Raw genomic sequence first — 23,571 nt, forward strand, 5'->3', positions numbered from 1 at the left:
CCTAGAAAGATCATGTGAAGACACGCTGGCGGCGGTGCAGGATTGGAAGGCCGGCAGCGGCATAGGGGGGCTAACGACTTGTTAGGCTGTTATCCGGCTTCACAAGTGTCCAAAAAGTTTGCAATATAGGTAGGCAGACTTCAAAGCTCTGTAACGCTATTGACGGAGCAGGATAGGTCTCTGTTGTTCCAGCGATGGAGGTGTGAGCTGCGTTTCGCCGAACTGGCTTTAAACTTCCGGTGGTGCTTTTAAGACGATCGAGTGACCCGTCTTTTGTAAGCTTCTTTTCAATTTCAAGTAGCCGCATAACGCCCAACGCATGTGTAAGGAGCGGGCGGCTATGAGTATTATAATCAAAACCATGCGTATTTTGAATCTTGGACATTAAGTGTTTGCGACTCTCAAAGGTTCTCAATCGATGTCGCACGCAATTATGTGCAATTTCGTCGAAGGACTCTTCCAGCCAACCACATACTTCTAGAGTGGCAAGCTTGGAGTATGCGATTGATAGTTTAACATCCGACGCAGAACAATTATCGTATAGGGTATTAAGCTTCCGAAGGAACTCCCTGGTTGCGGCGTAGCGGATCACCCGGCCCTACCTGCCAAATATTGCAATTGCTGTGTTGAGTCTCTCCTTCACCCGATCCGGCGCCGCCAATCCTTCCTTCAGAGCCTCAATGCTAAACGCGTCGTTCGATCTCAGCTCAATGTATCTTTCATAGAGATCCTTCTGATCCATAGAAGACAGGACCGAGATGTTTCTAATTACCCCGATGAAAATGGCTTCTATCGTGGCTCTGGACAGTCTTGGGAATGGTTCTCCAGCAAGCATTTTTTCGTATATGAGCGATAGCGCACTTTCTAATATTGCACGCTTATCTGCGATCAAGTCGTCGCTGGAGCTGCGAAACTTGCTCATGTACTCATTTAGAAACTTCGAGAGCGGACCTTTGTAACTCTCGTATCCATCGTTAAATGCAAGGATTCTTAAGAACAGCTCTTCATTAGAAAAGCGATATTTTCGTCCCGGTGAAAGCCCAAAAAGAGACATGGATGTTTCAGACCAGACAACTGATTTGAGCATATCATTGAACTGGCCACTATAAATGCAGTTTCTGATCTCTTGATTATTTAGTTTGAGTCCTCCTGTATTCAATCTGTGAAAGATCGTGAAAAGGTATTCTTGATGGCTGCGTTTCGATAGATCGCACCGCAAGACCGTAACAGGAATAACAGTGTTCTCGACCCGATTTATTATCTCAGGATTATGCTGTTCAATATACTCGACAGTTTTGTTGGCTATTCTGTGATCAACGTCTTTGAGTCCAGAAAGTCTCCACTTCCTGTCGGAGAGAAATTTAATGATGGCTGACATTCTCTGTAATCCGTCAACCACTTGTCGGCTATCAGTCTTGTAATCCAAGCTTATACACATGCTTGGGATAGGGAGTTGCTTCGCTAGAGAGTCTATGAACCGAGTCTGTTGCGAGGCTTCCCATACGACCTCTCTCTGAAAATCTGGTTGTATCTGCAGTTGGCCGGCGTCGTGCAGTCTCTTGAGGTCGGAACACGAACGAAGCTCGTTGAAGGCCACAATATCAGAAGGAGGACTTTCATCGTACTCATCCGTCTCAGCTAGATCGTCCTCCCTCCTCTTGAGCTCCTCGTCAATCTCTACTGGCTCACCTGTTGCTGCAGCAGTCATGGAGATTCCTTCTCATGTCTTTTGTGACTGATATTACTCCAAGGTGTTTTGAGGCAAATATATTTCCCCACCTTTCTCCCTGAACTTCTCGCTCATGTCAGCCATGCCCTTTTCCGCATCGCCGGCGGCAAGGAAGGAGTCGACCGGCGCGTTCTGCTTGGCCGCGAAGTCGCGCACTTCCTGGGTGATCTTCATCGAGCAGAATTTCGGGCCGCACATCGAGCAGAAATGCGCGGTCTTGGCGCCTTCGGCCGGAAGGGTCTGGTCGTGATATTGTTCGGCCGTGTCGGGATCGAGCGACAGGTTGAACTGGTCGCGCCAGCGGAATTCGAAGCGGGCCCGTGACAGGGCATCGTCGCGCATCTTGGCGGCGGGATGCCCCTTGGCCAGATCGGCGGCATGGGCGGCCAGCTTGTAGGTGACGACGCCGACCTTGACGTCGTCGCGGTCGGGCAGGCCGAGATGCTCCTTCGGGGTGACGTAGCAAAGCATCGCCGTGCCGAACCAGCCGATCATCGCCGCGCCGATCGCGCTGGTGATATGGTCGTAGCCGGGCGCGATGTCGGTGGTGAGCGGGCCCAAAGTGTAGAAGGGCGCCTCGCCGCAGGCCTCGAGCTGCTTGTCCATATTGGCCTTGATCTTGTGCATCGGCACATGGCCGGGGCCTTCGATCATCACCTGCACGTCATGCTGCCAGGCGATCTGGGTCAATTCGCCCAGGGTCGCCAGCTCGGCGAACTGGGCCTCGTCATTGGCGTCGGCGATGCTGCCGGGGCGCAGGCCGTCGCCCAGGCTGAAGGCGATGTCATAGGCCTTCATGATCTCGCATATCTCTTCGAACCGTTCGTAGAGGAAGCTCTCCTTGTGGTGGGAGAGGCACCATTTCGCCATGATCGATCCGCCGCGGCTGACGATGCCGGTGACCCGCTTCGCGGTCATCGGAATGTAAGGCAGCCGGACGCCGGCATGGATGGTGAAATAATCGACGCCTTGCTCGGCCTGCTCGATCAACGTGTCGCGGAAGATTTCCCAGCTGAGGTCCTCGGCGACGCCGCCCACCTTCTCCAGCGCCTGGTAGATCGGCACGGTGCCGATCGGCACCGGCGAATTGCGGATGATCCATTCGCGCGTGTCGTGGATGTTGCGGCCGGTTGAAAGGTCCATGACGGTGTCGGCGCCCCAGCGGATCGACCAGACCATCTTGTCGACCTCGGCCGCTACGTCGGACGCCACCGCGCTATTGCCGATATTGGCGTTGATCTTGACCAGGAAATTGCGGCCGATCGCCATCGGCTCCGATTCCGGGTGGTTGATATTGTTGGGGATGATCGCCCGGCCGCGCGCCACTTCGTCGCGGACGAATTCCGGGGTCACATGATCGGGAATGGCGGCGCCGAAATCCTGGCCGTCGCGGATGTGACCGGCCATCCGGTCGCGCCCGAGATTCTCCCGGATCGCCACATATTCCATTTCCGGGGTGATGATGCCGCGCCGGGCATAATGCATCTGGCTGACATTCTGGCCGGCTTTCGCCCGCAGCACCTGCCGGCGGACGTTCGGAAAGGGCTGCACGCCGCCCGAGCGGTCGGGGCCGAGCTGGCCATTATCCTCGGGGCGGACTTCGCGCTGGGCGATCTCTTCCACATCGCCGCGGCCGCGGATCCAGTCGCGGCGCAGCTCGGGCAGGCCGGACAGAATGTCGATCCGCGCATTGGGATCGGTATAGGGTCCCGAACAATCATAGACGCGCAGCGGCGGCTCGCCCGAGGAAGGCTCGAGATCGATCTCCCGCATCGCGACGCGCAGGTCGCCGACATGGATCTTGCGGCTGCCGCGGATCGGGCCGGTGGTGACGCCGGGCGCATTGCCGGTCTTGCCGGGGAGATTGCTGGGGTCGATGTCGGCCATGTCTTCATTCTCCTTGCTGGACGGAGAACGGGTGGCCCGCACTCCCTCCCTACGCCGGTGTCAGCCGGATCAGGTTCGACGGGTCGCGGCCGATCTGCCGCCTCTCAACCGCACGTCTGGAATCCCGCCGATGATCGGCCGGATCCCGCGGTCCCCCGGGGATGAAAGCCTGTTAGCCGCTTCGGCGTCCGGGCGGAAGCGCTAATGCGGTTAGCACCCTGTTTACCAAATCCCTCTATCCCCGTCTGGCAAGGTCCGGCCATCGGCGGGATCCGCCGGCGACGGATATGATAGCGACGTGAATCTGGTCTGTTCAAATTGCGGAAAGCGCGAAGGGCCGACGGCAACCTATTGCCGCGACTGCTACACCGTCTTTCCGTTCGAGGCGCGGGCCGCGGCCCAGCGCGGCCGGGAACGCAGGGATTCGCTGGGCGCCTGGAAATGGCTTCCCGTGCTCGCGCTCGTCGCCGGAGGCGTGATCTTCACGCGGCTCGATTTCGAAGCGCCGCCACCGCCCGAGGAAGAAATGCCCGAACCGGTCGCCACCCAGTCTGCGCCGGCCAAGCATCGGCCGCCGCGAACCTTCGGCGATGCGGACCAGGCCTGGTCGACGCTGAAGGAACATGCGCCGACGCCGGGCGCCGGGGGCGGCAGGGCCCGTCAGGCGCGCGTGCGGGGCGCCGGCAAGCAGGCCGAAAAATTCGCCATCGCGCCGTCGATAGCGGCGGCCAGTCAATATGTCGGATGGGTGCTCGGCAGCGATACGGAGCTTGCCTGTCCTTCGGTGCGGCCGTGCCCGGCGACGATCAGCTTCGGTTCCGGCGACCAGGGCAGCTATGCCGTGGAACGCTGGGAGGGCACGTCCAACAATGTCGTCCCGGCCGATGCCAGGGCCAGCCGCCTTCTCAACAGGAATTTCAGCGGCACGATGAAGATGAAGCTCCCGGAAGGACGGGTGCGTTCGGTGGAAATCGAGAAAAGGGCCAGCCGATGGTCCTTCAGCGGATCGGGGGATTCATGATGCGGCAGCATGGTCCATGCGCCCGCCTTTCCCAATATGCGAGGTGTCGGCATGTTTAATCCTGGCAGGATCTTCAGCAGCCTGTTGCCGCGAAAGAAGCAGGAGCGCCGTCTTCACATCCGGGCCCTGCTCCACTGGCAGGCTGCGGCCGGGGGACGCGATCTCGTCCCGTTGGAAGGCTTCGACTGGCTCGCCTTCGAAGACAGGTCGAGCCATGTCTTCCTGCTCGATCTCACCGACGAGGCGGAACCGGCTTTCGCTTATGTGGGCCCCGTGCTTCGCGACGAGGCCGATGTCTCAGGCGACGATATCAGGTTGGACCAGGTGCCGCCGGACTCGCTGCTCGCACGCTTCGCCGGCCAGTTCCCGCAAGTGGTGGCGAGCGGCGCGCCGATCACCGCGGATTATGAATTCGTCACGCCGGCCGGCTATCGCGTGCTCTGCCGCGGCGTGCTGGTTCCCCTGTCCAAGTCCGGATCCCGGATCGACCATGTCTGCGGCTGGATAAGCTGGAAGAGCGAGAAGGCCGCGGGCTGAACCGCCCGCATTTCGCGCCTTCGGGGTGTATCGCGGTCTGATCGTGCCGGGCAGCTTCGTTCGAAACCGCTCGACCGGAAGCCTCCTGGACCGGTACAGGCGTTTCATTGAAGCGCCATGACGACTTTCCTGATCAATTCCAGCATCGGCAATGTCCGCTCGATCGCCTCGATGATGCGGCGGATCGGGCAGAAATGCGAAACGGTCGATCGGCCTGTGCCGCTTTCGCCGGGCGATAGGCTCATTCTGCCCGGCGTGGGCTCGTTCGACGCCGGCATGATCGCGCTCCGGCAGACCGGCCTCGACGCCTTCGTCCGCGAAGGCGCCAGCCTCGGCTGCGATTTGCTCGGCATTTGCCTGGGCATGCACTTGCTCTGCGACGGGAGCGAGGAAGGGCAATTGCCGGGCCTCGGCCTGGTGCCCGCCACCGTCAGGAAATTGCCGGCCGAGGTCCATGGCCTGCGGCTCCCGCACATGGGATGGAACGTCGTGCGCCCGACCGGGCCGAGCCTGTTGTTCGATCCCGGTGGCGACGAGCAGCGTTTCTATTTCGTGCACAGCTTCTACGTGGATTGCGAAATGGCGGCCGACAGGACCGCATCCTGCGATTACGGCATTGAATTCGCCTGCGCCTTTCAACATGGCAGGATCATGGGCGTCCAGTTCCACCCGGAAAAGAGCCACCGTTTCGGCATGGCGCTGCTGGACCGGTTCATGGCGGATCGACAAGGCTGATGGCGCGCCGGGGCCGCGGCATCTCCGTCGTCATCACCTGCCACAATCTCGAACGGTTCATCGGCGAAGCGATCGAATCGGTGCTGGCGCAGGATTTTGGCGAGCCCGTCCAGATCGTCGTCGTCGACGATTGTTCGACGGACGGCAGCGCCGGCATCATCGCCGGCTATGGCGGCGTGAGCCATGTTCGCACGGACAGGAATGGCGGCGTATTGCTGGCGACCATCGCCGGCATCGAGGCCGCCGAGGGCGAGTTGATCTTCTTCCTGGACGGGGACGATCTCTGGGAGCCGGGCAAATTGTCGGCATGCGTCCCGCGCTTTCGCGAAGACCAGCGGCTTGCCTTCCTGACCCACGACCTCCTCTATATCGACGAACAGGGCCGCGCGCTGGACCGGACGACGCGTCCGGGCGACGAATTTGCGGGCCTGGCCCCGGACGTGGCCGGCGAAAGGGTGCGCGAGGGCATATTGACCCTGGGCGATTTTGTCTGGCTGGGCAGTGCCTTTGGGATCCATCGCCTCCGCGCTCGCATCGAGGAATTTTGCGCCTGGGCGCGGCAGCTTCCCGATCCCGCCAACACCTATCAGGATTGGCCTTTGGCTTATTGGGTGGCCGCGCGGTCCGACGTCACCCTTGGCCATGTGCCGCAGAAACTGTTTCGCTATCGGCTGCATGGGGCGAATTTCAGCGGCGATGCCACCAGCGTCGCCAAGGCCAGCCGCAATCTTCGCCGGACCCGCAATACGTCGGCGGCGATGGCCGCCATCGCCCGCGACCGGGGCCTGGCGCCGCATCTGCGAATGCGCGCCGAGCGGCAGACGCGCTTCTACGATTATCTGCTCAGCCTTTATGCCGGCGCGCGCGCCAGGGCCGGGCTCGGCTTTGCCGGCAGCTTTCCCTATCTGATCGCCCGGCCCGCACTGTTCGCCAAGGAACTGGTGCGTTTCGCCGGCGTCCAGCTGCTGGGCGCCGAGGCCTTCATCCGCCTGTCCAAGCGCGGCCTTTCCTGATGCTGCGCACCCGGATCATACCCACTCTGCTCCTGCGCCGCGGCGGCCTGGTGAAAACCATCGGCTTCGCCGGGGCAAAATATGTCGGCGATCCGATCAACAGCGTGAAGATCTTCAACGAAAAGGAGGTGGACGAACTGATCCTGCTCGACATCCATGCGTCGAAGCAGCGCGTCGAGCCGGATTATGACCTGCTTTCGGATATCGTAAGCGAAGCCTTCATGCCGATCGCTTATGGCGGCGGCGTGCGCTCGGCCGGCCAGGCGCGGCGGCTGGTCGGTCTCGGCATCGAAAAGATCATCCTCAATTCGGCCGCATTGCGCGACATCGGCCTGGTCCGCGCCGTAGCCGACAAGCTGGGTTCGTCCAGCACCCTCGTCGCCGTGGACGTGAAGCGGAACTGGCTCGGCAAGGCGCGCGTCTTCGATGCGTCCAGGGGCAAGCTGACCTCCATCGACCCGGTCGAGCATGTCAGGGCGGCCGTCGCCCAGGGCGCCGGGGAGATCTTCATCAACGATGTCCAGCGCGACGGCACCGGCAAGGGGCTCGATCTGGCGATGATCGCCGCCGTCGCGGCGGCCGTTCGGGTGCCGCTCATCGCCTGCGGGGGCGCCGGATCGGTCGCGGATCTGCGCGCGGCGGCGGATGCCGGCGCTTCGGCGGTCGCGGCCGGCAGCCTGTTCGTCTATATGGGGCGTCATCGCGCCGTGATGATCAACTATCCCGCTTATGCCGCGCTGGAGGCCTTGTTCTCATGAACGAGCACCAGGTCTGCACCATGTGCGTGATGGACACGTCCGCGCCCGGCATCGTCTTCGACGATCGCGGGCAGTGCAATTTCTGCCGCGACTTCGAAGCCCGGCTCGGCGATCCCGCGGTCCATGGCCGCAGCGACCGGGAACGCGCCGGTTTCATCGCGGAGGTGAAGAAGCAGGGGCGCGGCAAGGATTATGATTGCATCGTCGGCGTGTCCGGCGGCGTCGATAGCAGCTATGCGCTCTATCTGGCCGTGAAACACGGGCTGCGGCCGCTCGCGGTCCATCTCGACAATGGCTGGAATTCGGAGCTGGCCTCCCACAATATCGCCAACCTCATCACCACCTTGAAGGTCGATCTCGTCACCCACGTCATCGACTGGGAGGAAAATCGCGACCTGCAGCGCGCCTTCTTCGCGGCCAATGTCATCGACATCGAATTGCTGATGGATAATGCCATGCTCGCCACCAATTTCGCGCAGGCGCGCAGGTTCGGGGTCAAATATATCCTGGCGGGCACCAACAATTCGACCGAGGGCATGACCATGCCGCTCGGCTGGAACCATCACAAATGGGACAAGAGGAACATCAAGGCGATCCACAGGCGGTTCGGCCGGCTGCCGATCCGGACCCACCCCCTCTACGGAACATGGGAGTTCATCCTCGACCAATATGTGCGGCGGATCCGCTGGATCTCCTTCCTCGACTATTTCGACTATAACAAGGCCGAGGCGATCGCGATCCTGCAGCGCGAATGCGGCTATCGGCCTTATGCCCACAAACATTATGAATCGGTCTTCACCCGTTTCTACCAGGGCTATATTCTTCCCAACAAGTTCGGCGTCGACAAACGCCGTCTGCATCTGTCCACCCTGGTCGTCAGCGGTCAGCAAAGCCGCGAGGATGCGCTCGCGGCGCTCGAACAGGATCCCTATCCCGATCCCGACCAGAAGCGGGAGGACAAGACCTTCGTCCTGAAGAAGCTGGGCTTCAGCGAGGCCGGCTTCGACGAATATGTCGCCGCCCCGCCCGTGCCGCACGCACATTATGGGTCGGAAGCCGGCAGGATGCGGTTCCTCGGCCGTCTCTATCATCGCCTGCGCGGCCGGGCCCGCGCCTGATGGCGGCGCCCTCTTATCTGATCATCACCTCGCGCGCCGTGGGCGGCATGGAAAAGAGACTGCTGGAAATCTGGCAGGAGCTTGCCGGTCGAGGCTGCGACGTCCGGCTGGTCATTCCCGGCCCCACCTACCGGCAGCTTCGCAAGCGCCCGGATCTCGCGCCGCTCGCCCGGCTCGAAGCCCGCATCCAGCTGATCGATCCCGCCGGCACGTCCTTCTGGCACATGTTGCGGGCCTTGTGGCCGATCGTGCGCACCATCCCGGCCGGGGCGACCGTCCATTATCTGCTCAACATCTTTCCGTTCGTTCACTCTTGGCTCGGCCACCGAATCATCCTGTCATGGGTCGCGACGCGCCTGCCCCGCCTTGGTCTGCGAAAAAGCGCATTCGCCGATTGGCTGATGGCCTCCTTGTCCTTCCGCCAGGCCGACGTGATCGACGTGCTCAATCCGATGATCGAGGAAAAGCTCGCCCGGCGGTCGGGGCTTCGCCGCAAGCTCAACGTCACCGCCGGGGGTACGTTCGTCGATCTCGCCCATTTCCGGCCGGGGCCATGCAAGATGGATCGCATCGTCTTTCTGGGGCGCATGGAGCGGGAAAAGGGCGCCTTGCGCTTCGTCGAGGCCATACCCGAGATGGTTCGCCAGCTCGCCGTTCACGGCCTGTCCGCCGAATTCGTTTTGCTCGGCGGCGGCGGCGATGAAGAGGATGCGATCCGCGCACTGCTGAAGACGGAGGATTATCGCGCCCTGCCGATCATGCTCGGCTATGCGGACGATCCGAGCGTCGCCCTCGGTCCGGCCAAGATCTTCCTCTCGCTCCAGCGTTCGTCCAACTATCCGTCCAAGGCGCTGGCCGAAGCGATGGCGTGCGGCTGTATTCCGATCGTCACCGATACGGGGGAATCGCGCCTGATGACGGGTGAGGCGCCGGCCGAATATGTTCCCGGGGCGTTCACGCCCGCACAGCTTGCGGAGGCGGTCGTCCGGATCCTGGCTTTGCCGGCCGAGGCGTTTGCGCGCCGGTCCGAGGCGGTTCGCCGGCTTGCCCAGGATCGCTTCGCGATCGGCGTCCAGGCCGATTATTTCGCGCGCCTCTATGGCTGCGCGGCCCGCTGAGGAGGAAAGGGCGGATGGCGATCGGTAAGCTCCTTTTCTTCACCGCTTCCTATCCGTTCGGCCTGGGCGAATCCTGGAAGAAGAACGAGCTCGACTGTCTCAGCCGCGGCTTCGACGCCATCCGCATCTTTCCCTTCACCTTTGCCGGCAACCGGCAAGCGAGGGCGTTGCCCGACAATGCGCAGGCGGAGCTGCCGCTTGTCGAGGATGCCAGCGGGCTTCGTACCCATCTGCCGAAGCTGCTGACGGGCGGGCGCCTCTTGTTCTACATGCGGGAATTCGTCGCCTGCGGCGTGTTCCGGAGCCGGAAGAGAATGGCCGCTTGGCTGATCGCCAGTATCCAGATCGAACTGATCCTGCGATCGCGCCAATATCGGCAGCTGCTTGGTGAGGATCGCGGTGCCATTCTCTATTTCTTCTGGGCGCGGGAATGGGCCTATGCCATTCCTTTCCTGCGCAAGGCCGGCTTCGACCGGATCATGGTCCGCTTCCACGGCTATGATCTGTATGAAGAGCGGGAAAGCAATTCCGGATACATTCCCTATCGCATGCCCCTGCTCGCATCGCTGCACAGCGCGATCCTGCTCTCCGCCAAGGCCAGGGACTATCTTCGTGGCAAATATCGGGGCGATTTCAACGCCACCATCATCCCTTTGGGTACCACCTTCGTGGGCAAGGCCCGCCCCAGCGAAGACGATATGTTCAGGATCGTCACCTGTTCGGCCGTCGTGCCCGTCAAGCGCCTCTCGCTGCTGGCCGCCGCTTTGGCCCATGCCGATCGGCCGGTGGAATGGACCCATATCGGGGATGGGCCGCTCATGGCGGCGTTGCAGGCCGAAGCCGCCTTGGCGCCGTCATGCGTGCAGACGCGCTTCGCCGGCCATCTGCCGCCGGAGGCGGTGCTGCCTTTCTATTCCGGCCGGCAGTTCGATCTGTTCGTCAATGTCAGCGAGAGCGAAGGCCTGCCGGTCAGCATATTGGAGGCCTTTTCCGCCGCCATTCCCGCCTTGGCCACCGACGTCGGCGGAACCGCGACCATCGTCGGCGAGGAAACCGGCGCGTTGCTCCCGCCCGACATCGATGCTCCCGATCTGTGGCGCCGGATCGCCGCTTTCGCTTCGCTCCCGATCGAACGGCGGCGGGAGAAGGGCGAGGCCGCTCACGCCTTGTTCCGCGATCATTACCATGCCCCCGACAATGGCCGGCGGCTGATGGCGCTGTTCGAGACAGCGAGCCGGGGAAGCGCGTTCGATTCCCCCTAGGCCTTTGCACCTCTTGCCGATACCGACCGTAGCGACATGAGGCTCAAGGACGACATCCACCCCTTCCTGACCGGCGAGCGTTTCTCGAACGGCCTCGTGGTCGACCTGGCCCGGCGCCAGCCGCATATCGACGAGCGAATGGTGCTCCTCGAAGCGATCGCCCGCGGCAGGAAGGTCATTCATCTCGGTTTCGCCGATCATATTCCGCTCATCCGCCGCAAGATCGACGAAGGCAAATGGCTGCACGGCCGGCTCTGCGAGGTGGCTTCGCGCTGCGTCGGCATCGACATTTCCGATCAGGCGGTCCGCTTCGTGAAGGAGGAGATCGGCCTTCAGGACGTCTATCGTCAGGACGTGCTGAACGATCCGGTGCCGGACGCGATCGCCGATGAGTCTTGGGATTATATGATCCTGGGCGAGGTGCTCGAACATACCGACAACCCGGCCGCCTTTCTCGCGACCATCGCCGCAAAATATCGGCCGATCGTGCAGCGGATCGTCGTCACTGTTCCCAATGCATTCGATCTCACCAACCTGCGGGCCTTGTTCAAGGGGCGGGAGGTGATCAACAGCGATCACCGCTACTGGTTTACCCCTTTCACCTTGGCCAAGGTCGGGACTTGCGCGGGTCTTCGTCCCGGCGATTACGCCCTTTGCCAGAACGATCCGGTGAACAGCCGCCTGACGTCGATCCTGCTGAAGCGCTTTCCTTTAATGCGCGAGACGATCGTCATGACCTTCGATATGGCCGGCGAGAGCGAGCCCCGATCCGGATGAGCCGATCGGGCAAGACATCGCGATGATCAGGCTGTTCCTGAAATTTTCGGCGGGAAGCTGGCTTGCCGCCGCCATCTCGCTGCTGACCACGCCGATCGTGACGGCCCTGATCGTGCCCGACGAATTCGGGCGGGCCTCCATGTACATACTCGCCTTGAACCTCCTGCTGCAGGTCGTGATGCTCGGCCTCGATCAAAGCTTCGCCCGGCGCTTCTATTCGGATCCGTCGCTCGAACATCGCTCGCGCCTTTTGTGGAACGCGATGCTCCCTCCGCTGGGGCTCTCCGTCCTGGTCGCTCTTGCCATTCTCTGGTTCGGGTCGCCGATCAGCCGCCTGCTGATCGGTGCCGAAAGCGACATTCTGATCTGGCTGCTGGCCCTTTCGGTCGTCGTTGCGGTGCTGGAACGTTTCGCCCTGCTCGTGCTGCGCATGAACAAGGAGGCGGTACGTTTCTCGATGCTCCGCCTGGCGTTCGCGATCATCAACTTCCTCGTCATCCTGCTTTACTGCCAGTTCGTGGCGCGCGATTTCCTCGCCATCGTTTCCGCCAATCTGGCCGCGCTTTCGCTCTGCGCCGCCTTGGCGATCCTGATGGGCGGGCCGATCTGGAAGGCCTGGCCGCTGGACAGAGCCCTGATCGGCGCCATGCTCCGCTACGGACTGCCTTTCGTCCCGACCTTCCTGGCGGCCTGGATGTTCGAAGGGATCGATCGGGTGGCATTGCGCCATTATTCGACCTTTTTCGAGCTCGGCCTGTTTTCGGCCGCGATCAAGATCGTCGCCATCCTTTCGCTGCTGCAGATCGCCTTTTCGAACTTCTGGGTGCCGGTATCCTACGAGCTCTACGAATCGGGGTCCGATGAGGCGCGGGCGACCTATGCCTCCGTCTTCTCGCAGATTTCGGGCAGTCTGTTCGTCGCCGGGCTCGGCATCATCGTGCTGAAGGACGTGGTGATCCTGCTGTTCGACCCGGCCTATCGGGGCGCGGCCTCGATCATGCCCTTCCTGCTGCTGATCCCGATCATGGCGACGCTGTCGGAGGTGACGGTCGTCGGGATCAATTTCCGGAACCGCACCCATTGGCATCTCTATATCGCCCTCGGCTGCGCGGCCCTGAACCTCATCCTCAACCTGCTGCTGGTCCCTTCGCTCGGCGCGAAGGGCGCGGCCATCGCCACTGGCTTTTCCTATATCGCCTTCTTCTATTCCCGCACTCTCATGTCCGCCCGCCTGTTTCCGATCCCGGTGGATCTGAAGCGGGTCCACATCGCCGTCATCCTGTTCGTCCTTGTGGCGGCGCTGAACAGCTTTCTGCCATTCTCGCCTCTATCCTATGGCGCGGCGGCGGCGGCGATCCTGGCCATGCTGCTGATCGATCGCCGGATCTTCCTCGGCCTCGCCACGGATTTGGCGGGGCGGATTCGGCGCAGCGCCGCCTGATCCTCAGGCCGGGCGATAGGGCTCGAAATGCGGGTCCAGTTGGTCGGCATTCTGCAGCCGTGCCAGCGCCGCGTCGATGCCGGTCGCGCCCTGGACGGCATCGCCATAATTCCACCAGTGCGATTCGAGCAGCCGTTCGACGGTTGCCGCGTCGAAACGCATGCGCAGCAATTTGCCCGGCACGCCGGCGATGATCGAATAAGGCGCGACATCCCGCGTGACGACCGCGCCGGCACCGATGACCGAGCCTGTGCCGATGGTGAGGCCCGACATGATGACGACATTGTCACCGATCCAGACGTCGTGCCCGATCTCCACCGGCGGCCCCCATTCGAATTCGCCCAGGATGAAGGGATGGGTCGAAACCCTGTCGGTAAGGTGCATCGCCGCGCCGATCGAGCAGCGCCGGCCGATCGAACAGAAGCGGCCGACGGTCGCGTTCCGGAACAGGCTGTCGATCGAATAGCTACGATAGCCGATCCTCACCGGCGCCAGCAGCGTGCAATTGGCCAGGGATACATGGCGTTCGGCCTGCACGCCCGGATCGATGGGCGCCGGGCGCAGGGCTCGGGCCGCGGCCGCGAAGAGGCGCCGCACCGCCGGTTAGCCGTCCGAGACCGCGCGGACGAGCGCGGCGACTATGTCGCGCTGCTGCGCTTCGTCGATATCGGCCGACATGGGCAGGCTGAACACGCGCCTGGCCAATGATCTGGCGACCGGCGTTTCATGACCCTCGTCGAAGTGACGATAAGCCGGTTGCTCGTTCATCGGCACCGGATAATGGATGGCCGTCGGTACCCCCGCTTCCTTGAGCGCGGCGATCACCCGGTCGCGATCGTCGCTCATCACCGTATATTGGGCGAAGACGCTGGTGCGGCCCTGCCGCTGCCGGACGCGCTCGATGCCGGCCTCGTCGAGTAGGCGATTATAATATTCGCCTTTCGCGATTCTTTGCCCGATCTCCCAGTCGAACCGTTCCAGCTTGGCGAGCAGGATCGCGCATTGCAGAGTGTCCATGCGTCCGCCGACCCCGATGCGGGTGTGGACATAGCGCTCGCTCTGACCATGCACACGGATCTCGCGGCAGGCCCGGGCGATCTCGTCATCGTCGGTGAAGAGCGCGCCGCCGTCGCCGTAGCAGCCCAGCGGCTTGGACGGAAAGAAGCTGGTGCAGCCGATCCGGCTCAGATGTCCGCTCTTGCGGTCGCCATAGAGAGACCCGAGGCTCTGCGCCGCATCCTCGATCACGGTCAGGCCGTGGCGCTCGGCCAAGGCGTTGATCTCGTCCATGTCGCAGGGCTGGCCATAAAGGCTGACTGGCATGATCGCCCGGGTCCGCGCGGTGATGCGGGCTTCGATCAGATCCGGATTCATGTTGCAGGTGTCGGGCTCGATATCGACGAACACGGGCGTGGCGCCGGCCAGCGCAATGATCTCGGCCGTGGCGATGAACGAAAAGGGTGTGGTGATGACTTCGTCGCCGGCCCCGATTCCGAGCGCCATCAGGCTGATCAGCAGCGCCTCGGTCCCGCTCGATACGGTCACGCAATGGGCCGCGCCGGTCCAGTCCGCCAGCCGCTGCTCCAGCTCCTTGACCTCGGGCCCCATGATGAACTGGCCGTGGTCGAGCACCCGTTCGATCCGCTCCATGATCGAGGGCCGCAATGCCTGATATTGCGCCTTGAGGTCGATGAAGGGGATGGTCATCGCGGCCGATGCTCCAGATGATCGCCGTGCAGCGTGTAGCGGTCGCCGGTGTCGGGGCAGATATGGGAACCCACGCCCTGCAGCGGCAGTTCGATGCGGTTGCCGAAGGCGCTCATCCACCCGATCTGGCGCGCGGGAACGCCCGCCATCAGGGCGAAAGCCTTCACATCCTCGCGGACCACCGCGCCGGCGGCGACGAAGGCATGTTCGCCGATCGTCACGCCGCAGACGATCGTGCAATTGGCGCCCAGCGTCGCCCCGCGCTTGATCAAGGTGTCGCGATATTCGTTGCGGCGGGATACCGCGCTGCGCGGATTATAGACATTGGTGAAGACCATGCTGGGTCCGCAGAAGACGTCATCTTCCAGCGTCACATTGTCATAGACGGAGACATTGTTCTGGATCTTGCAATTGTCGCCGATCACCACCCGGTCCGCCACGAAGACATTCTGGCCCAGCGAGCAATCGGCGCCGATGCGGGCGCCGCCGCTGACATGGGTCCAATGCCAGATGCGGGTGCGATCGCCCACATCCGCGCCCTCGTCGACGATCGCCGTGGGGTGGATCTGGGCCGTCACGCGAGCCTTCCCGTCAATATTGGAGCGGCAGGGCGACGCGCGCGCCGTCACGAGCCGACAGATAGAGCGCGATCAGCAATTCGAGGCTGCGCAGGCCTTCGCGGCCGTCGGTGATCGGTCTCTGCTCACCGCGCAGGACCCGGATGACCTCCTCATAATAACGCTGGTGCCCGTTGCCATAGACGCTCGCCGTCTCATAGCTGGCGTCGGTCACCTGTGCGTCCTCGGGTGCGGGATCGGCGAACTGCCATTTCTCGACCTTGTTGAGCGCCACCCCGCCGATGCGCACCGTGCCGGTTTCGCCGATGATGGTGAAGCTTCCCTCGAAATTCCGGGGATGGGTGAGCATGGAAACGTTGAGCGTGCCGACGGCGCCGTTGCGCCAGCGCAGGGCCGCCACCCCGACATCCTCGACCTCGATATTGCGGGCGAGCGTCGCCGTATAGGCCATCACGCTTTCGACCGGTCCGACCAGCCAGTCGAGCAGGTCGATATAATGGCTTGCCTGGTTCATCAGCGCGCCGCCGTCGAATTCCCAGGTTCCGCGCCACTTCGCGCTGTCATAATATTCCTGCGGCCGGGTCCAGAAGACGTTGACCGCGACATTGTAGATCCGGCCGAAGCGCCGTTCCTCGATCGCGCGCTTCAGCAGCATCAGGGTCGGGTTGTAGCGATTCTGCTTCACGACGAAGAGGCGGCGATCTTCCTCGTCGAACGCTTCCACCATCCCGAGCCCGTCGCCGAGCCGGGTGGCCATCGGCTTCTCGGTCACGACATGACGGCCGGCGCGCGCCGCCGCGATCGCCTGGGCGGGATGCAGGCCGCTGGGCGTCGTCAGCACGATCACGTCGGCTTCGTCGCGGTCCAGCATGTCCGCCAGGCTCGCATAGCCCGCCGCGCCCGTTTTGTCCCTGGCGGCGGCAAGGGCCGCCGGATCGACGTCGCAGATGCCGCTCAGTTCGGCCTCTTCGGACAGAGCCTCGAGAGCGTTGAAATGATTGGCGGAGATTCGTCCACAGCCTGCCAAAGCGAAGCGAATCTTGCGGTCGATGATCGGTTCGATGACCTTGCCCATGGGATGAATGGTGGAGTGCGCCAGAAGGCCACCTGCATGGGCTAGCAAATGCCCATAATCATTGCACGTCGAATTTGGTCCCTGTCCGCCTCCCGATCGCGGCGCGGCCTGGCGCTGGATCGCCGTCTTTTCTCTGCTAAGGAACGGCTGGAAGGTGAAGATCAGTGTGCGGAATTGCGGGCATCATCGCCGGCGGCGGGCTGGACGCCGCATCCGTCAAGAGGATGACGGATCCGATCGCCCATCGCGGGCCCGACGATGAAGGCGTATGGCTGGATGCACAGGCCGGTGTCGGCCTCGGCCATCGCCGGCTCGCCATCGTCGATCTTTCGCCTTTGGGGCATCAGCCGATGGGCTCGTCCGATGGCCGCTACATCCTGTCCTACAATGGCGAAATCTACAATCACGCGGCCCTTCGGGGCGAACTCGAAGCGGCCGGCCTGGCGCCGGCCTGGCGCGGCCACAGCGACACCGAGACCTTGGTCGAATGTATCGCCGCCTGGGGCCTGGAGACGACGCTGCGCAAATGCGTCGGCATGTTCGCCCTGGGCTTGTGGGACCGGAAGGAACGGCTGCTCCATCTCGCTCGCGACCGGTTCGGCGAAAAGCCCTTATATTATGGCTGGACCGGCGGCGATTTCGTCTTCGCCTCCGAACTGAAGGCGCTTCGCAGCCACCCCCGCTTCGCCAATGAGATCGATCGCTCGGCGCTGCGCCTGTTCGCGGCGCGGACCTATATCCCCGCGCCGCTTTCCATCTACCGTCACATCTACAAATTGCAGCCCGGATGCATTCTGACCGCGTCTACCGATGTCGCGAAGACGGCGCCGTCGGGGGCGCCGCGGATCGGCAGCCGCGAAGGCGGGCTCTCGATCGCGGCTTACTGGTCCTATCGCGCGGTGGTGGCGCAGGGCCTCGCCGACCCGATCGGACAGGAGGATGAGGCGCTCGAGCGGCTGGAAGCGGCCTTGGCGGAAGCCATCAAGGGCCAGGCGGTTGCCGATGTCCCGGTCGGCGCCTTCCTTTCGGGCGGGATCGATTCCTCCACCGTGGTCGCGCTCTATCAGAAATATTCGTCGGGCAAGGTCAGCACCTTCACCATCGGCTTCGAGGAAGCGGGTTTCAACGAAGCCGAATATGCCAAGCAGGTGGCCCGGCATTTCGGCACGGCGCATCACGAAAATTATGTCACGTTCCGCGAGGCGCAGGCCCTCATCCCGTCGCTTCCCGCCATGTATGACGAGCCGTTCGCCGATTCCTCGCAGATCCCCACCCATCTCGTCAGCCGCTTCGCGCGCGAACAGGTGACGGTGGCATTGTCGGGCGACGGCGGCGACGAATTGTTCGGCGGCTATAATCGCTATTTCGGCACCGCGCGTTTGTGGTCGCAGATGAAGCGGCTGCCCCGCCCGGTCCGTGCACTGGCGGGTGGGGGCTTGGGGCATTTGCCGCCCGGCTTCTGGAACGGCCTGTCCGATGTCCTTCCCGGGGGGCGGCGTCCGCCGCATTTCGGGGTCAAGGTGCAGAAGACGTTCCGGACGCTCGGCGCCGCGAGCGGCCTGGGCGACGTCTTCACGACCTTTCTGAACGAATGGTCGGGCGAGCGGTCTCCCGTCCTGGACGCGGGCGGGGCGCCCGGAGAATGCGCCTTCGATCTCGATATCGGCGCCGCGCCCGATGCCGTGCGGATGATGTATTGCGACGCCGTGAGCTATCTGCCCGACGACATTTTGTGCAAGGTCGATCGCGCGGCCATGGCCGTCAGCCTCGAAACGCGCGTCCCCTTCCTCGATCATCGCGTCGCCGAACTTGCCGCGCGCATGCCGGTGGAAATGAAGATCAAGGGCGGTGTCGGCAAGCATATCCTGCGGCGTCTTCTCTATCGCGAGGCGCCCGCCGCGATGTTCGAAAGGCCCAAGGCCGGCTTCGCAGTGCCGGTCGGGGAATGGATCAGGGGGCCGCTTCGGCCATGGGCGGAATCTTTGCTCGATCATGGCCGGCTTGCGGATCAAGGCCTGTTCGATGCGGCCATCGTCCATCGCCGCTGGCAGCAGCATCTTCGCGGCGAGCGCGATTCCACGCCGGCCCTGTGGGCGCTGTTGATGTTTCAGGCCTGGCAGGAGGATCAGCGATCCTCCGCGGCTCGTGCTGCGGCGTGATCGTCGTCAGCGCGCGCCGAACCCGCTGAAGATCGTGCGCAGCGTCCTGGCGACGATCAGCAGATCCAGCCAGAACGAGAAATTCTTGATATAGTAAAAGTCGTAATGGAGCTTCCACAGCACGTCTTCCACCTCGGCGACATGGCCCTGCCGCACCTGGGCCCAGCCGCTGATGCCGGGCCGGACGATGTGGCGATAGCGGTAGAAGGGAAGCTCCGATTCATACCAGTGGGATAAAGGGACCGCCTCCGGCCTGGGGCCGATCCAGCTCATCTCCCCCTTCAGGATGTTGATGATCTGCGGCAGTTCGTCGACGCGGTAACGGCGCAGATACTTGCCGATGCGCGTGACCCGGTCATCGTCGTGCTGGGTGATGGCGGCGAGCCGTGAATCGGCGGCGGCGCCTGCTGCGGGCTCCGTCATCGTCCGGAACTTGTACATCCGGAACGGCGCGCCGCGATAGCCCATGCGCTGCTGCCGGAACAGGACAGGGCCCTTCGATTCCAGGCGAATGGCCAATGCGGTGAAGCCCATCAGCGGCGCGAGGAAGGGGATGGCCAATATCGTGAACCCCAGGTCCCAGACCCGCTTGACCTTCGCGTAGATGATGCCGGGTATCAGGGAGCCGAGATTGTTCTCGGACAGATGCTCGATCGCGACGCGCCCGGTCAGCGATTCCTCCATCTGCTTGACGTGCATCACCAGGGTTCCGTCGAGGGCGCGATCCGCCAGGAAGCGTTCCCATTGATCGGGTATGTCGGCCCTGAGGTCCGCGACGATAGCGTCCAGGTCTTCGCCTGGCCCGTGCGAGTCGGCGAGGCGCACCCATTGCACGTCCGGAATCTCGAACAGGCTATCCACTTCGCCGAACGGCACCACGCCGATCTGGAGCCGCTGCTGCCGCTGCAGCTTGAAATAGACGATATAATACCAGCAGGTCGAAACCAGGAAGCTCGCCAGGAAGTGGAAGCGGCTATATTCGAGCCGGGCGAAGAAGAAGACCGCCAGGACCAGCCCGTAGGAGGCCGCGAAGGACGGCAGGATGTGGTAGGAGGCCCGGACGCCGGGATAATGGGATACGCGCCGGAAGGCATAATAGCCCAGCAGCAGCGCGATGATCGTGCCGATCAGCGAATTGTGCAGGCTGACGATGTCGCCCGGCGATTCCAGCTTGAACCGGATCAGATAGGGAATGAGGACCGCCAGCAGCAGTCCGAACCCCAACTGGTATCGCACCCGATGCCAGAGCGTCTTCCGCTTGCTCGCAAATTTACCGGTCTGGATGGACACTGCGGGGGCTTGCCTGTCGGCTCCGTCGCTTGAGGGATCGGCGCCGGTTAAGAGGAAATTCCCTTGGAAGTCCACCATGCCGGGCCGAATGGAGGACGGATACAGGCCTATTCATAACCGGGGATGAATGGTTCGCGCGGAAGGGGCCGTCGCAGGGCGCGGCCGGACCACGATCAGTCGTGTTCTTGATATGTTCCGCTTTGTGTGGTAGAGGCGGCAATAAAGGACGAAGGACGATCGCGGGGTTTCGACTTTGGGGAGGGCGAAGTTTTTGCTCTTATGAAGCCGAACCTTCTGAACCTTCGTCTCCGTCCGGCTCTTTCTCAATGTCGAAAACGGGAACCTGGTCTTCGCATGGCCGGCGGCCGCACGGGGTTATGCGGCACCGCGCACCGACGCGGAGGCGCCGATCACCTCATCATAGGTGCCGATCGTCTTAACCTCGCCGGCCTCAAGCCGGATGAGCCGGTCGCAGGCCTTCAGCGTGGACAGCCGGTGCGCTATCATGAGCACGGTGCGGCCGGGTCCCGCACCGGCGCCGGCCAGCGCCTCGATGACCTTTTCCTCGGTGTCGTCGTCGAGCGCGCTGGTGGCTTCGTCCAGGATCAATATCTGCGCCTTCTTGTACAATGCCCGGGCAATGCCGATCCGCTGGCGCTGGCCGCCCGACAGCCGGATGCCCCTTTCCCCCACTTCCGTCAGATAGGCTTCCGGCAATTCCTCGATGAAATCGGCGATCTGCGCCTGCGCGGCGGCCGTCCGGACCCGCGCCATGTCGATCGCCCCCTCGGGCTGTCCGAAGGCGATATTGGCTGCGATCGAGCTGTCGGCGAGATAGATGAATTGCGGGACATGCGCGATCTGCGCCTGCCAGTTCGGTCGCTCGGCCGCATCCAGCGTGACGCCGTCGATCCGGATTTCGCCGCTGTTCGGCTCGAGCAGGCCCATGACCAGGTCCAGCAACGTGCTCTTGCCGCTGCCGGTCTTGCCGATGAAGCCGATCCGCTCGCCTCGGGCGATCGCGAAGCTCACGTTGCGGAGTGCGGTCTGCCGCCCGCCATAGCTGAAGGTCACGCGGTCGAGGACGATATCGCGGGCGAAGGCGCGGACCGTTGCGGGCGGACCCGCCATGGCGCCGGGCGGCACCTCGATGTTCGAAAGCTGGACGATTTCGGACAGGGTATGGAGGGAGCCGGCGGCGCGGCTCCAGCCAAGATAGACCAGCTGAAGCAAGGGCAGCAGGCGCTGGGCGCCCAAAGCGAGCGCGCCCAAAATGGGAATGGCCGCCACCAGCCCACCCGCGTCGGAGCTCATATAGAGGGCGAGGAGCGCGATGGCGACGATCCCGATCGCCTCGACGACGAAGCGCGGCGCGGCGGCGACGAACATGTTCGCCATCTGCGCCCGGCGCAGCTGGTCGTCATATTGGCTGAAGCTGCGCTCGAACACCGGTTGCGAACGGTCGATCAGGATATCCCTGATGCCGCCCAGCCCTTCCTGGAGCTGTTTCATCCGCTGGTTGTGGGCGAGATTGATGATGTGGCTATTACCGGTCAGCAGCCGCTGGGTGCCGATGCTGACGACGATGTAGAGGATGGCCAGCAGGGCCGCCGCCGCCAGCGCGGTCGTCGGATCGATGGCCACGAGGATGGCGATGATGAAGATCGCCATCACCGCCGCGACGGCGGCCTGCATCAGCTGCAGCAGCACACCGAATATCGCCGTCTGCACCTTCTCGATGGCGGCCAGGACCTCGCTGCTATTGCGCTGGACGTGATAGCGATAGGGCTGGCGGAGCACGCGGGAATAGATTTGGTTGCCCATGTCGTGGCCGAGCCGGAAGATGAAGGACTGGCTTACCCAGGTCAGCAGCAGGCGCACCAGCGCCGCGAAAATGGCGATGCCGATCAGCAGCAGGGTGGCCTTGCCGATCAGATCCTCCCCGGCCCGCCAGCCGAACAGATCGTACACGACCCGCACGGCCGGCAATTGGCTCGCTTTGCCGGGATCGGCCAGCAGGGCCAGGAAGGGAAGGACGGCGCCGATCGTCATGAGCTCGGCGAGCGCGCCGACCAGCATCAGGGCGATGGTCAGGTGAAAATGAAGACGCCGGCGCGCGCTCATCGATCCATAAATCGCGCGCAAGGCGTCCCACACGCTCGCGGGAGAAGAAATTGCCCTGCCCGATGCTTCAGTCACGCCAGCGGTAAGACGCAAAAGAGCCGGAAAGTCTAGGCCGTTATCGGCGGCAGGATACCGCTCCGATGCGGTGGGCGGACTGCCGCGGTCCTTCCACCCCGAAGAAACTGGCTCTATGCGCGAAGGCGCAATCAGGACAGGAACGCGATGACAACGCTCGTTACCGGCGCGGCCGGCTTCATCGGCTTTCACGTCTGCCAGCGGCTGCTGGCGGGCGGGGAGCAGGTGATCGGCCTAGACAATCTCAACGATTATTACAGCGTCGCGCTGAAGCGGGCCCGGCTCGCGGCACTCGCGTCGAATTCCGGGTTCGAGTTCGTCGAGGTCGATTTCGCCGACAACCAGGCCTTTCAGGACATGCTGGCGGCGCGGTCGTTCGACCGGATAGTGCATCTCGGCGCGCAGGCCGGCGTCCGCTATTCGATCGAAAATCCGCACGCTTATGTCCAGTCGAACCTCGTCGGTCATCTCAATCTGCTGGAAGTCGCCCGCCGGCGCGAGGTCGGTCATCTCGTCTATGCCTCCTCCTCCTCCGTCTATGGCGGCAACGAGACGCTGCCCTTCCGGGTCGAGGACAGGGTCGATCATCCGCTGTCGCTTTATGCCGCGACCAAGAAAGCCGACGAGCTGATGAGCGAGACCTACGCCCATCTCTACCGGCTTCCCCAGACCGGCCTGCGCTTCTTCACCGTCTATGGGCCCTGGGGCCGTCCCGACATGGCGATGTGGCTGTTCACCAAGGCGATCCTCGCGGGCGAGCCGATCGGTATATTCGGCGAGGGGGATATGCGGCGGGATTTCACCTATATCGACGATATCGTGACGGGCATCGTCTCCTGCCTTGAAAATCCGCCGCCGGACGACGGCGCCGAAAAGGCCGGCGGCAGCAAGGGGCCTCACCGGCTCTACAATATCGGCAACAATCGCTCCGAAGAGCTGATGCGCATGATCGACATATTGGAAGAGGCCTGCGGCCGGAAGGCCGAGCGGCGTCTGCTGCCGATGCAGCCCGGCGACGTTCGCGACACCTATGCGGACATCGGCGCGATCCAGCGCGATCTGGGTTTCGCGCCGACCACCGGTATCGACGAAGGCGTGCCGCGTTTCGTCGACTGGTACCGCCACTATCACGGCGTCTGATCGTCTTTTGTGGCGGCTGAACGTTCC

General features: G+C 62.9%; 20 protein-coding genes and 1 riboswitch. Of the genes, 12 read left to right on the forward strand and 8 right to left on the reverse strand.

Translation table 11 applies throughout. The annotated features are described in order from the left end of the window. Positions 1 to 598: 598 nt before the first annotated feature. Together RQX22_RS11780 and thiC are read right to left on the reverse strand one after the other, a co-directional pair. A complete protein-coding gene (locus RQX22_RS11780) occupies positions 599 to 1,708 on the reverse strand; it encodes a DUF262 domain-containing protein (protein ID WP_315726720.1) in 1,110 nt (369 codons plus the stop codon). 33 nt (positions 1,709 to 1,741) lie between these two features. Beyond that, entirely contained in the window at positions 1,742 to 3,616 is a 1,875-nt protein-coding gene (gene thiC / locus RQX22_RS11785) for a phosphomethylpyrimidine synthase ThiC (RefSeq protein WP_315726721.1), read from the reverse strand. 29 nt (positions 3,617 to 3,645) lie between these two features. Then, positions 3,646 to 3,784: riboswitch (TPP riboswitch) on the reverse strand. 130 nt (positions 3,785 to 3,914) lie between these two features. On the opposite strand from thiC, the gene RQX22_RS11790 reads away from it, so the two are divergent. The 10 genes from RQX22_RS11790 (at position 3,915) to RQX22_RS11835 (ending at position 13,396) form a co-directional block, all read left to right on the forward strand. Further along, positions 3,915 to 4,637, forward strand: a complete 723-nt coding sequence (locus RQX22_RS11790; RefSeq protein ID WP_315726722.1) for a hypothetical protein — start codon at positions 3,915 to 3,917, stop codon at positions 4,635 to 4,637. A gap of 51 nt (positions 4,638 to 4,688) precedes the next feature. Continuing rightward, the gene (locus RQX22_RS11795) at positions 4,689 to 5,174 is read left to right on the forward strand and encodes a PAS domain-containing protein (RefSeq protein WP_315726723.1); all 486 of its coding nucleotides are present in this window, start codon (positions 4,689 to 4,691) and stop codon (positions 5,172 to 5,174) included. A 117-nt stretch (positions 5,175 to 5,291) separates the two neighbouring features. Beyond that, positions 5,292 to 5,909, forward strand: a complete 618-nt coding sequence (gene hisH, locus RQX22_RS11800; protein WP_315726724.1) for an imidazole glycerol phosphate synthase subunit HisH — start codon at positions 5,292 to 5,294, stop codon at positions 5,907 to 5,909. Then, positions 5,909 to 6,922, forward strand: coding sequence for a glycosyltransferase (locus RQX22_RS11805; RefSeq protein WP_315726725.1), 1,014 nt, complete (start codon positions 5,909 to 5,911; stop codon positions 6,920 to 6,922). The genes hisH and RQX22_RS11805 overlap by 1 nt, the downstream gene beginning before the upstream one ends. Then, positions 6,922 to 7,680 (forward strand): AglZ/HisF2 family acetamidino modification protein, encoded by a 759-nt coding sequence (locus tag RQX22_RS11810; RefSeq protein ID WP_315726726.1) that lies wholly within the window; start codon positions 6,922 to 6,924, stop codon positions 7,678 to 7,680. Before RQX22_RS11805 ends, RQX22_RS11810 begins: the two co-directional genes overlap by 1 nt. Then, positions 7,677 to 8,798 (forward strand): N-acetyl sugar amidotransferase, encoded by a 1,122-nt coding sequence (locus tag RQX22_RS11815; RefSeq protein ID WP_315726727.1) that lies wholly within the window; start codon positions 7,677 to 7,679, stop codon positions 8,796 to 8,798. Before RQX22_RS11810 ends, RQX22_RS11815 begins: the two co-directional genes overlap by 4 nt. Beyond that, positions 8,798 to 9,916 (forward strand): glycosyltransferase family 4 protein, encoded by a 1,119-nt coding sequence (locus tag RQX22_RS11820; protein WP_315726728.1) that lies wholly within the window; start codon positions 8,798 to 8,800, stop codon positions 9,914 to 9,916. Before RQX22_RS11815 ends, RQX22_RS11820 begins: the two co-directional genes overlap by 1 nt. Before the next feature lie 14 nt (positions 9,917 to 9,930). Then, positions 9,931 to 11,178 carry a glycosyltransferase gene (locus RQX22_RS11825; RefSeq protein WP_315726729.1) on the forward strand — a complete coding sequence of 416 codons (1,248 nt, stop codon included), beginning with the start codon at positions 9,931 to 9,933 and terminating at the stop codon, positions 11,176 to 11,178. A gap of 36 nt (positions 11,179 to 11,214) precedes the next feature. Continuing rightward, positions 11,215 to 11,955: a methyltransferase domain-containing protein gene (locus tag RQX22_RS11830; protein WP_315726730.1), complete on the forward strand. Its 741-nt coding sequence runs from the start codon at positions 11,215 to 11,217 to the stop codon at positions 11,953 to 11,955. A 22-nt stretch (positions 11,956 to 11,977) separates the two neighbouring features. Further along, complete coding sequence (locus tag RQX22_RS11835) at positions 11,978 to 13,396, forward strand: lipopolysaccharide biosynthesis protein (protein WP_315726731.1); 1,419 nt, start codon at positions 11,978 to 11,980, stop codon at positions 13,394 to 13,396. 3 nt (positions 13,397 to 13,399) lie between these two features. On the opposite strand, the gene RQX22_RS11840 is transcribed toward RQX22_RS11835, so the two are convergent. Genes RQX22_RS11840 through RQX22_RS11855 form a run of 4 tightly spaced genes read right to left on the reverse strand, consistent with a single transcriptional unit; the run spans position 13,400 to position 16,756 of the window. Continuing rightward, positions 13,400 to 13,993: a CatB-related O-acetyltransferase gene (locus tag RQX22_RS11840; protein WP_315726732.1), complete on the reverse strand. Its 594-nt coding sequence runs from the start codon at positions 13,991 to 13,993 to the stop codon at positions 13,400 to 13,402. 6 nt (positions 13,994 to 13,999) lie between these two features. Further along, positions 14,000 to 15,103, reverse strand: coding sequence for a DegT/DnrJ/EryC1/StrS family aminotransferase (locus RQX22_RS11845; protein WP_315726733.1), 1,104 nt, complete (start codon positions 15,101 to 15,103; stop codon positions 14,000 to 14,002). Beyond that, complete coding sequence (locus tag RQX22_RS11850) at positions 15,100 to 15,681, reverse strand: acyltransferase (RefSeq protein WP_315726734.1); 582 nt, start codon at positions 15,679 to 15,681, stop codon at positions 15,100 to 15,102. The genes RQX22_RS11845 and RQX22_RS11850 overlap by 4 nt, the downstream gene beginning before the upstream one ends. A gap of 13 nt (positions 15,682 to 15,694) precedes the next feature. Continuing rightward, positions 15,695 to 16,756, reverse strand: coding sequence for a Gfo/Idh/MocA family protein (locus RQX22_RS11855; RefSeq protein ID WP_315726735.1), 1,062 nt, complete (start codon positions 16,754 to 16,756; stop codon positions 15,695 to 15,697). 164 nt (positions 16,757 to 16,920) lie between these two features. On the opposite strand from RQX22_RS11855, the gene asnB reads away from it, so the two are divergent. Beyond that, a complete protein-coding gene (gene asnB / locus RQX22_RS11860) occupies positions 16,921 to 18,915 on the forward strand; it encodes an asparagine synthase (glutamine-hydrolyzing) (RefSeq protein ID WP_315726736.1) in 1,995 nt (664 codons plus the stop codon). 6 nt (positions 18,916 to 18,921) lie between these two features. Here the strand turns inward: asnB and RQX22_RS11865 are convergent, their stop codons facing one another. Next, positions 18,922 to 20,283, reverse strand: coding sequence for a sugar transferase (locus RQX22_RS11865; protein WP_315726737.1), 1,362 nt, complete (start codon positions 20,281 to 20,283; stop codon positions 18,922 to 18,924). A 297-nt stretch (positions 20,284 to 20,580) separates the two neighbouring features. Continuing rightward, positions 20,581 to 22,329, reverse strand: coding sequence for an ABC transporter ATP-binding protein (locus RQX22_RS11870; RefSeq protein WP_315726738.1), 1,749 nt, complete (start codon positions 22,327 to 22,329; stop codon positions 20,581 to 20,583). Between the two features lie 222 nt (positions 22,330 to 22,551). Here RQX22_RS11870 and RQX22_RS11875 point away from each other — a divergent pair, with 222 nt between their 5' ends. Next, positions 22,552 to 23,544 (forward strand): SDR family NAD(P)-dependent oxidoreductase, encoded by a 993-nt coding sequence (locus RQX22_RS11875; RefSeq protein WP_315726739.1) that lies wholly within the window; start codon positions 22,552 to 22,554, stop codon positions 23,542 to 23,544. The last annotated feature ends 27 nt before the right edge of the window (positions 23,545 to 23,571 follow it).

Source organism: Sphingosinicella rhizophila (assembly GCF_032378825.1).
GTDB lineage: Bacteria > Pseudomonadota > Alphaproteobacteria > Sphingomonadales > Sphingomonadaceae > Allosphingosinicella > Allosphingosinicella rhizophila.

Bases quoted from the DNA above. Each gene is read 5' to 3' on its own strand.
- RQX22_RS11780 (WP_315726720.1), bottom strand. From the start codon at position 1,708: ATGACTGCTGCAGCAACAGGTGAGCCAGTAGAGATTGACGAGGAGCTC.
- thiC (WP_315726721.1), bottom strand. From the start codon at position 3,616: ATGGCCGACATCGACCCCAGCAATCTCCCCGGCAAGACCGGCAATGCG.
- RQX22_RS11795 (WP_315726723.1), top strand. From the start codon at position 4,689: ATGTTTAATCCTGGCAGGATCTTCAGCAGCCTGTTGCCGCGAAAGAAG.
- hisH (WP_315726724.1), top strand. From the start codon at position 5,292: ATGACGACTTTCCTGATCAATTCCAGCATCGGCAATGTCCGCTCGATC.
- RQX22_RS11805 (WP_315726725.1), top strand. From the start codon at position 5,909: ATGGCGCGCCGGGGCCGCGGCATCTCCGTCGTCATCACCTGCCACAAT.
- RQX22_RS11810 (WP_315726726.1), top strand. From the start codon at position 6,922: ATGCTGCGCACCCGGATCATACCCACTCTGCTCCTGCGCCGCGGCGGC.
- RQX22_RS11815 (WP_315726727.1), top strand. From the start codon at position 7,677: ATGAACGAGCACCAGGTCTGCACCATGTGCGTGATGGACACGTCCGCG.
- RQX22_RS11820 (WP_315726728.1), top strand. From the start codon at position 8,798: ATGGCGGCGCCCTCTTATCTGATCATCACCTCGCGCGCCGTGGGCGGC.
- RQX22_RS11825 (WP_315726729.1), top strand. From the start codon at position 9,931: ATGGCGATCGGTAAGCTCCTTTTCTTCACCGCTTCCTATCCGTTCGGC.
- RQX22_RS11830 (WP_315726730.1), top strand. From the start codon at position 11,215: ATGAGGCTCAAGGACGACATCCACCCCTTCCTGACCGGCGAGCGTTTC.
- RQX22_RS11835 (WP_315726731.1), top strand. From the start codon at position 11,978: ATGATCAGGCTGTTCCTGAAATTTTCGGCGGGAAGCTGGCTTGCCGCC.
- RQX22_RS11845 (WP_315726733.1), bottom strand. From the start codon at position 15,103: ATGACCATCCCCTTCATCGACCTCAAGGCGCAATATCAGGCATTGCGG.
- RQX22_RS11855 (WP_315726735.1), bottom strand. From the start codon at position 16,756: ATGGGCAAGGTCATCGAACCGATCATCGACCGCAAGATTCGCTTCGCT.
- RQX22_RS11865 (WP_315726737.1), bottom strand. From the start codon at position 20,283: ATGGTGGACTTCCAAGGGAATTTCCTCTTAACCGGCGCCGATCCCTCA.
- RQX22_RS11870 (WP_315726738.1), bottom strand. From the start codon at position 22,329: ATGAGCGCGCGCCGGCGTCTTCATTTTCACCTGACCATCGCCCTGATG.
- RQX22_RS11875 (WP_315726739.1), top strand. From the start codon at position 22,552: ATGACAACGCTCGTTACCGGCGCGGCCGGCTTCATCGGCTTTCACGTC.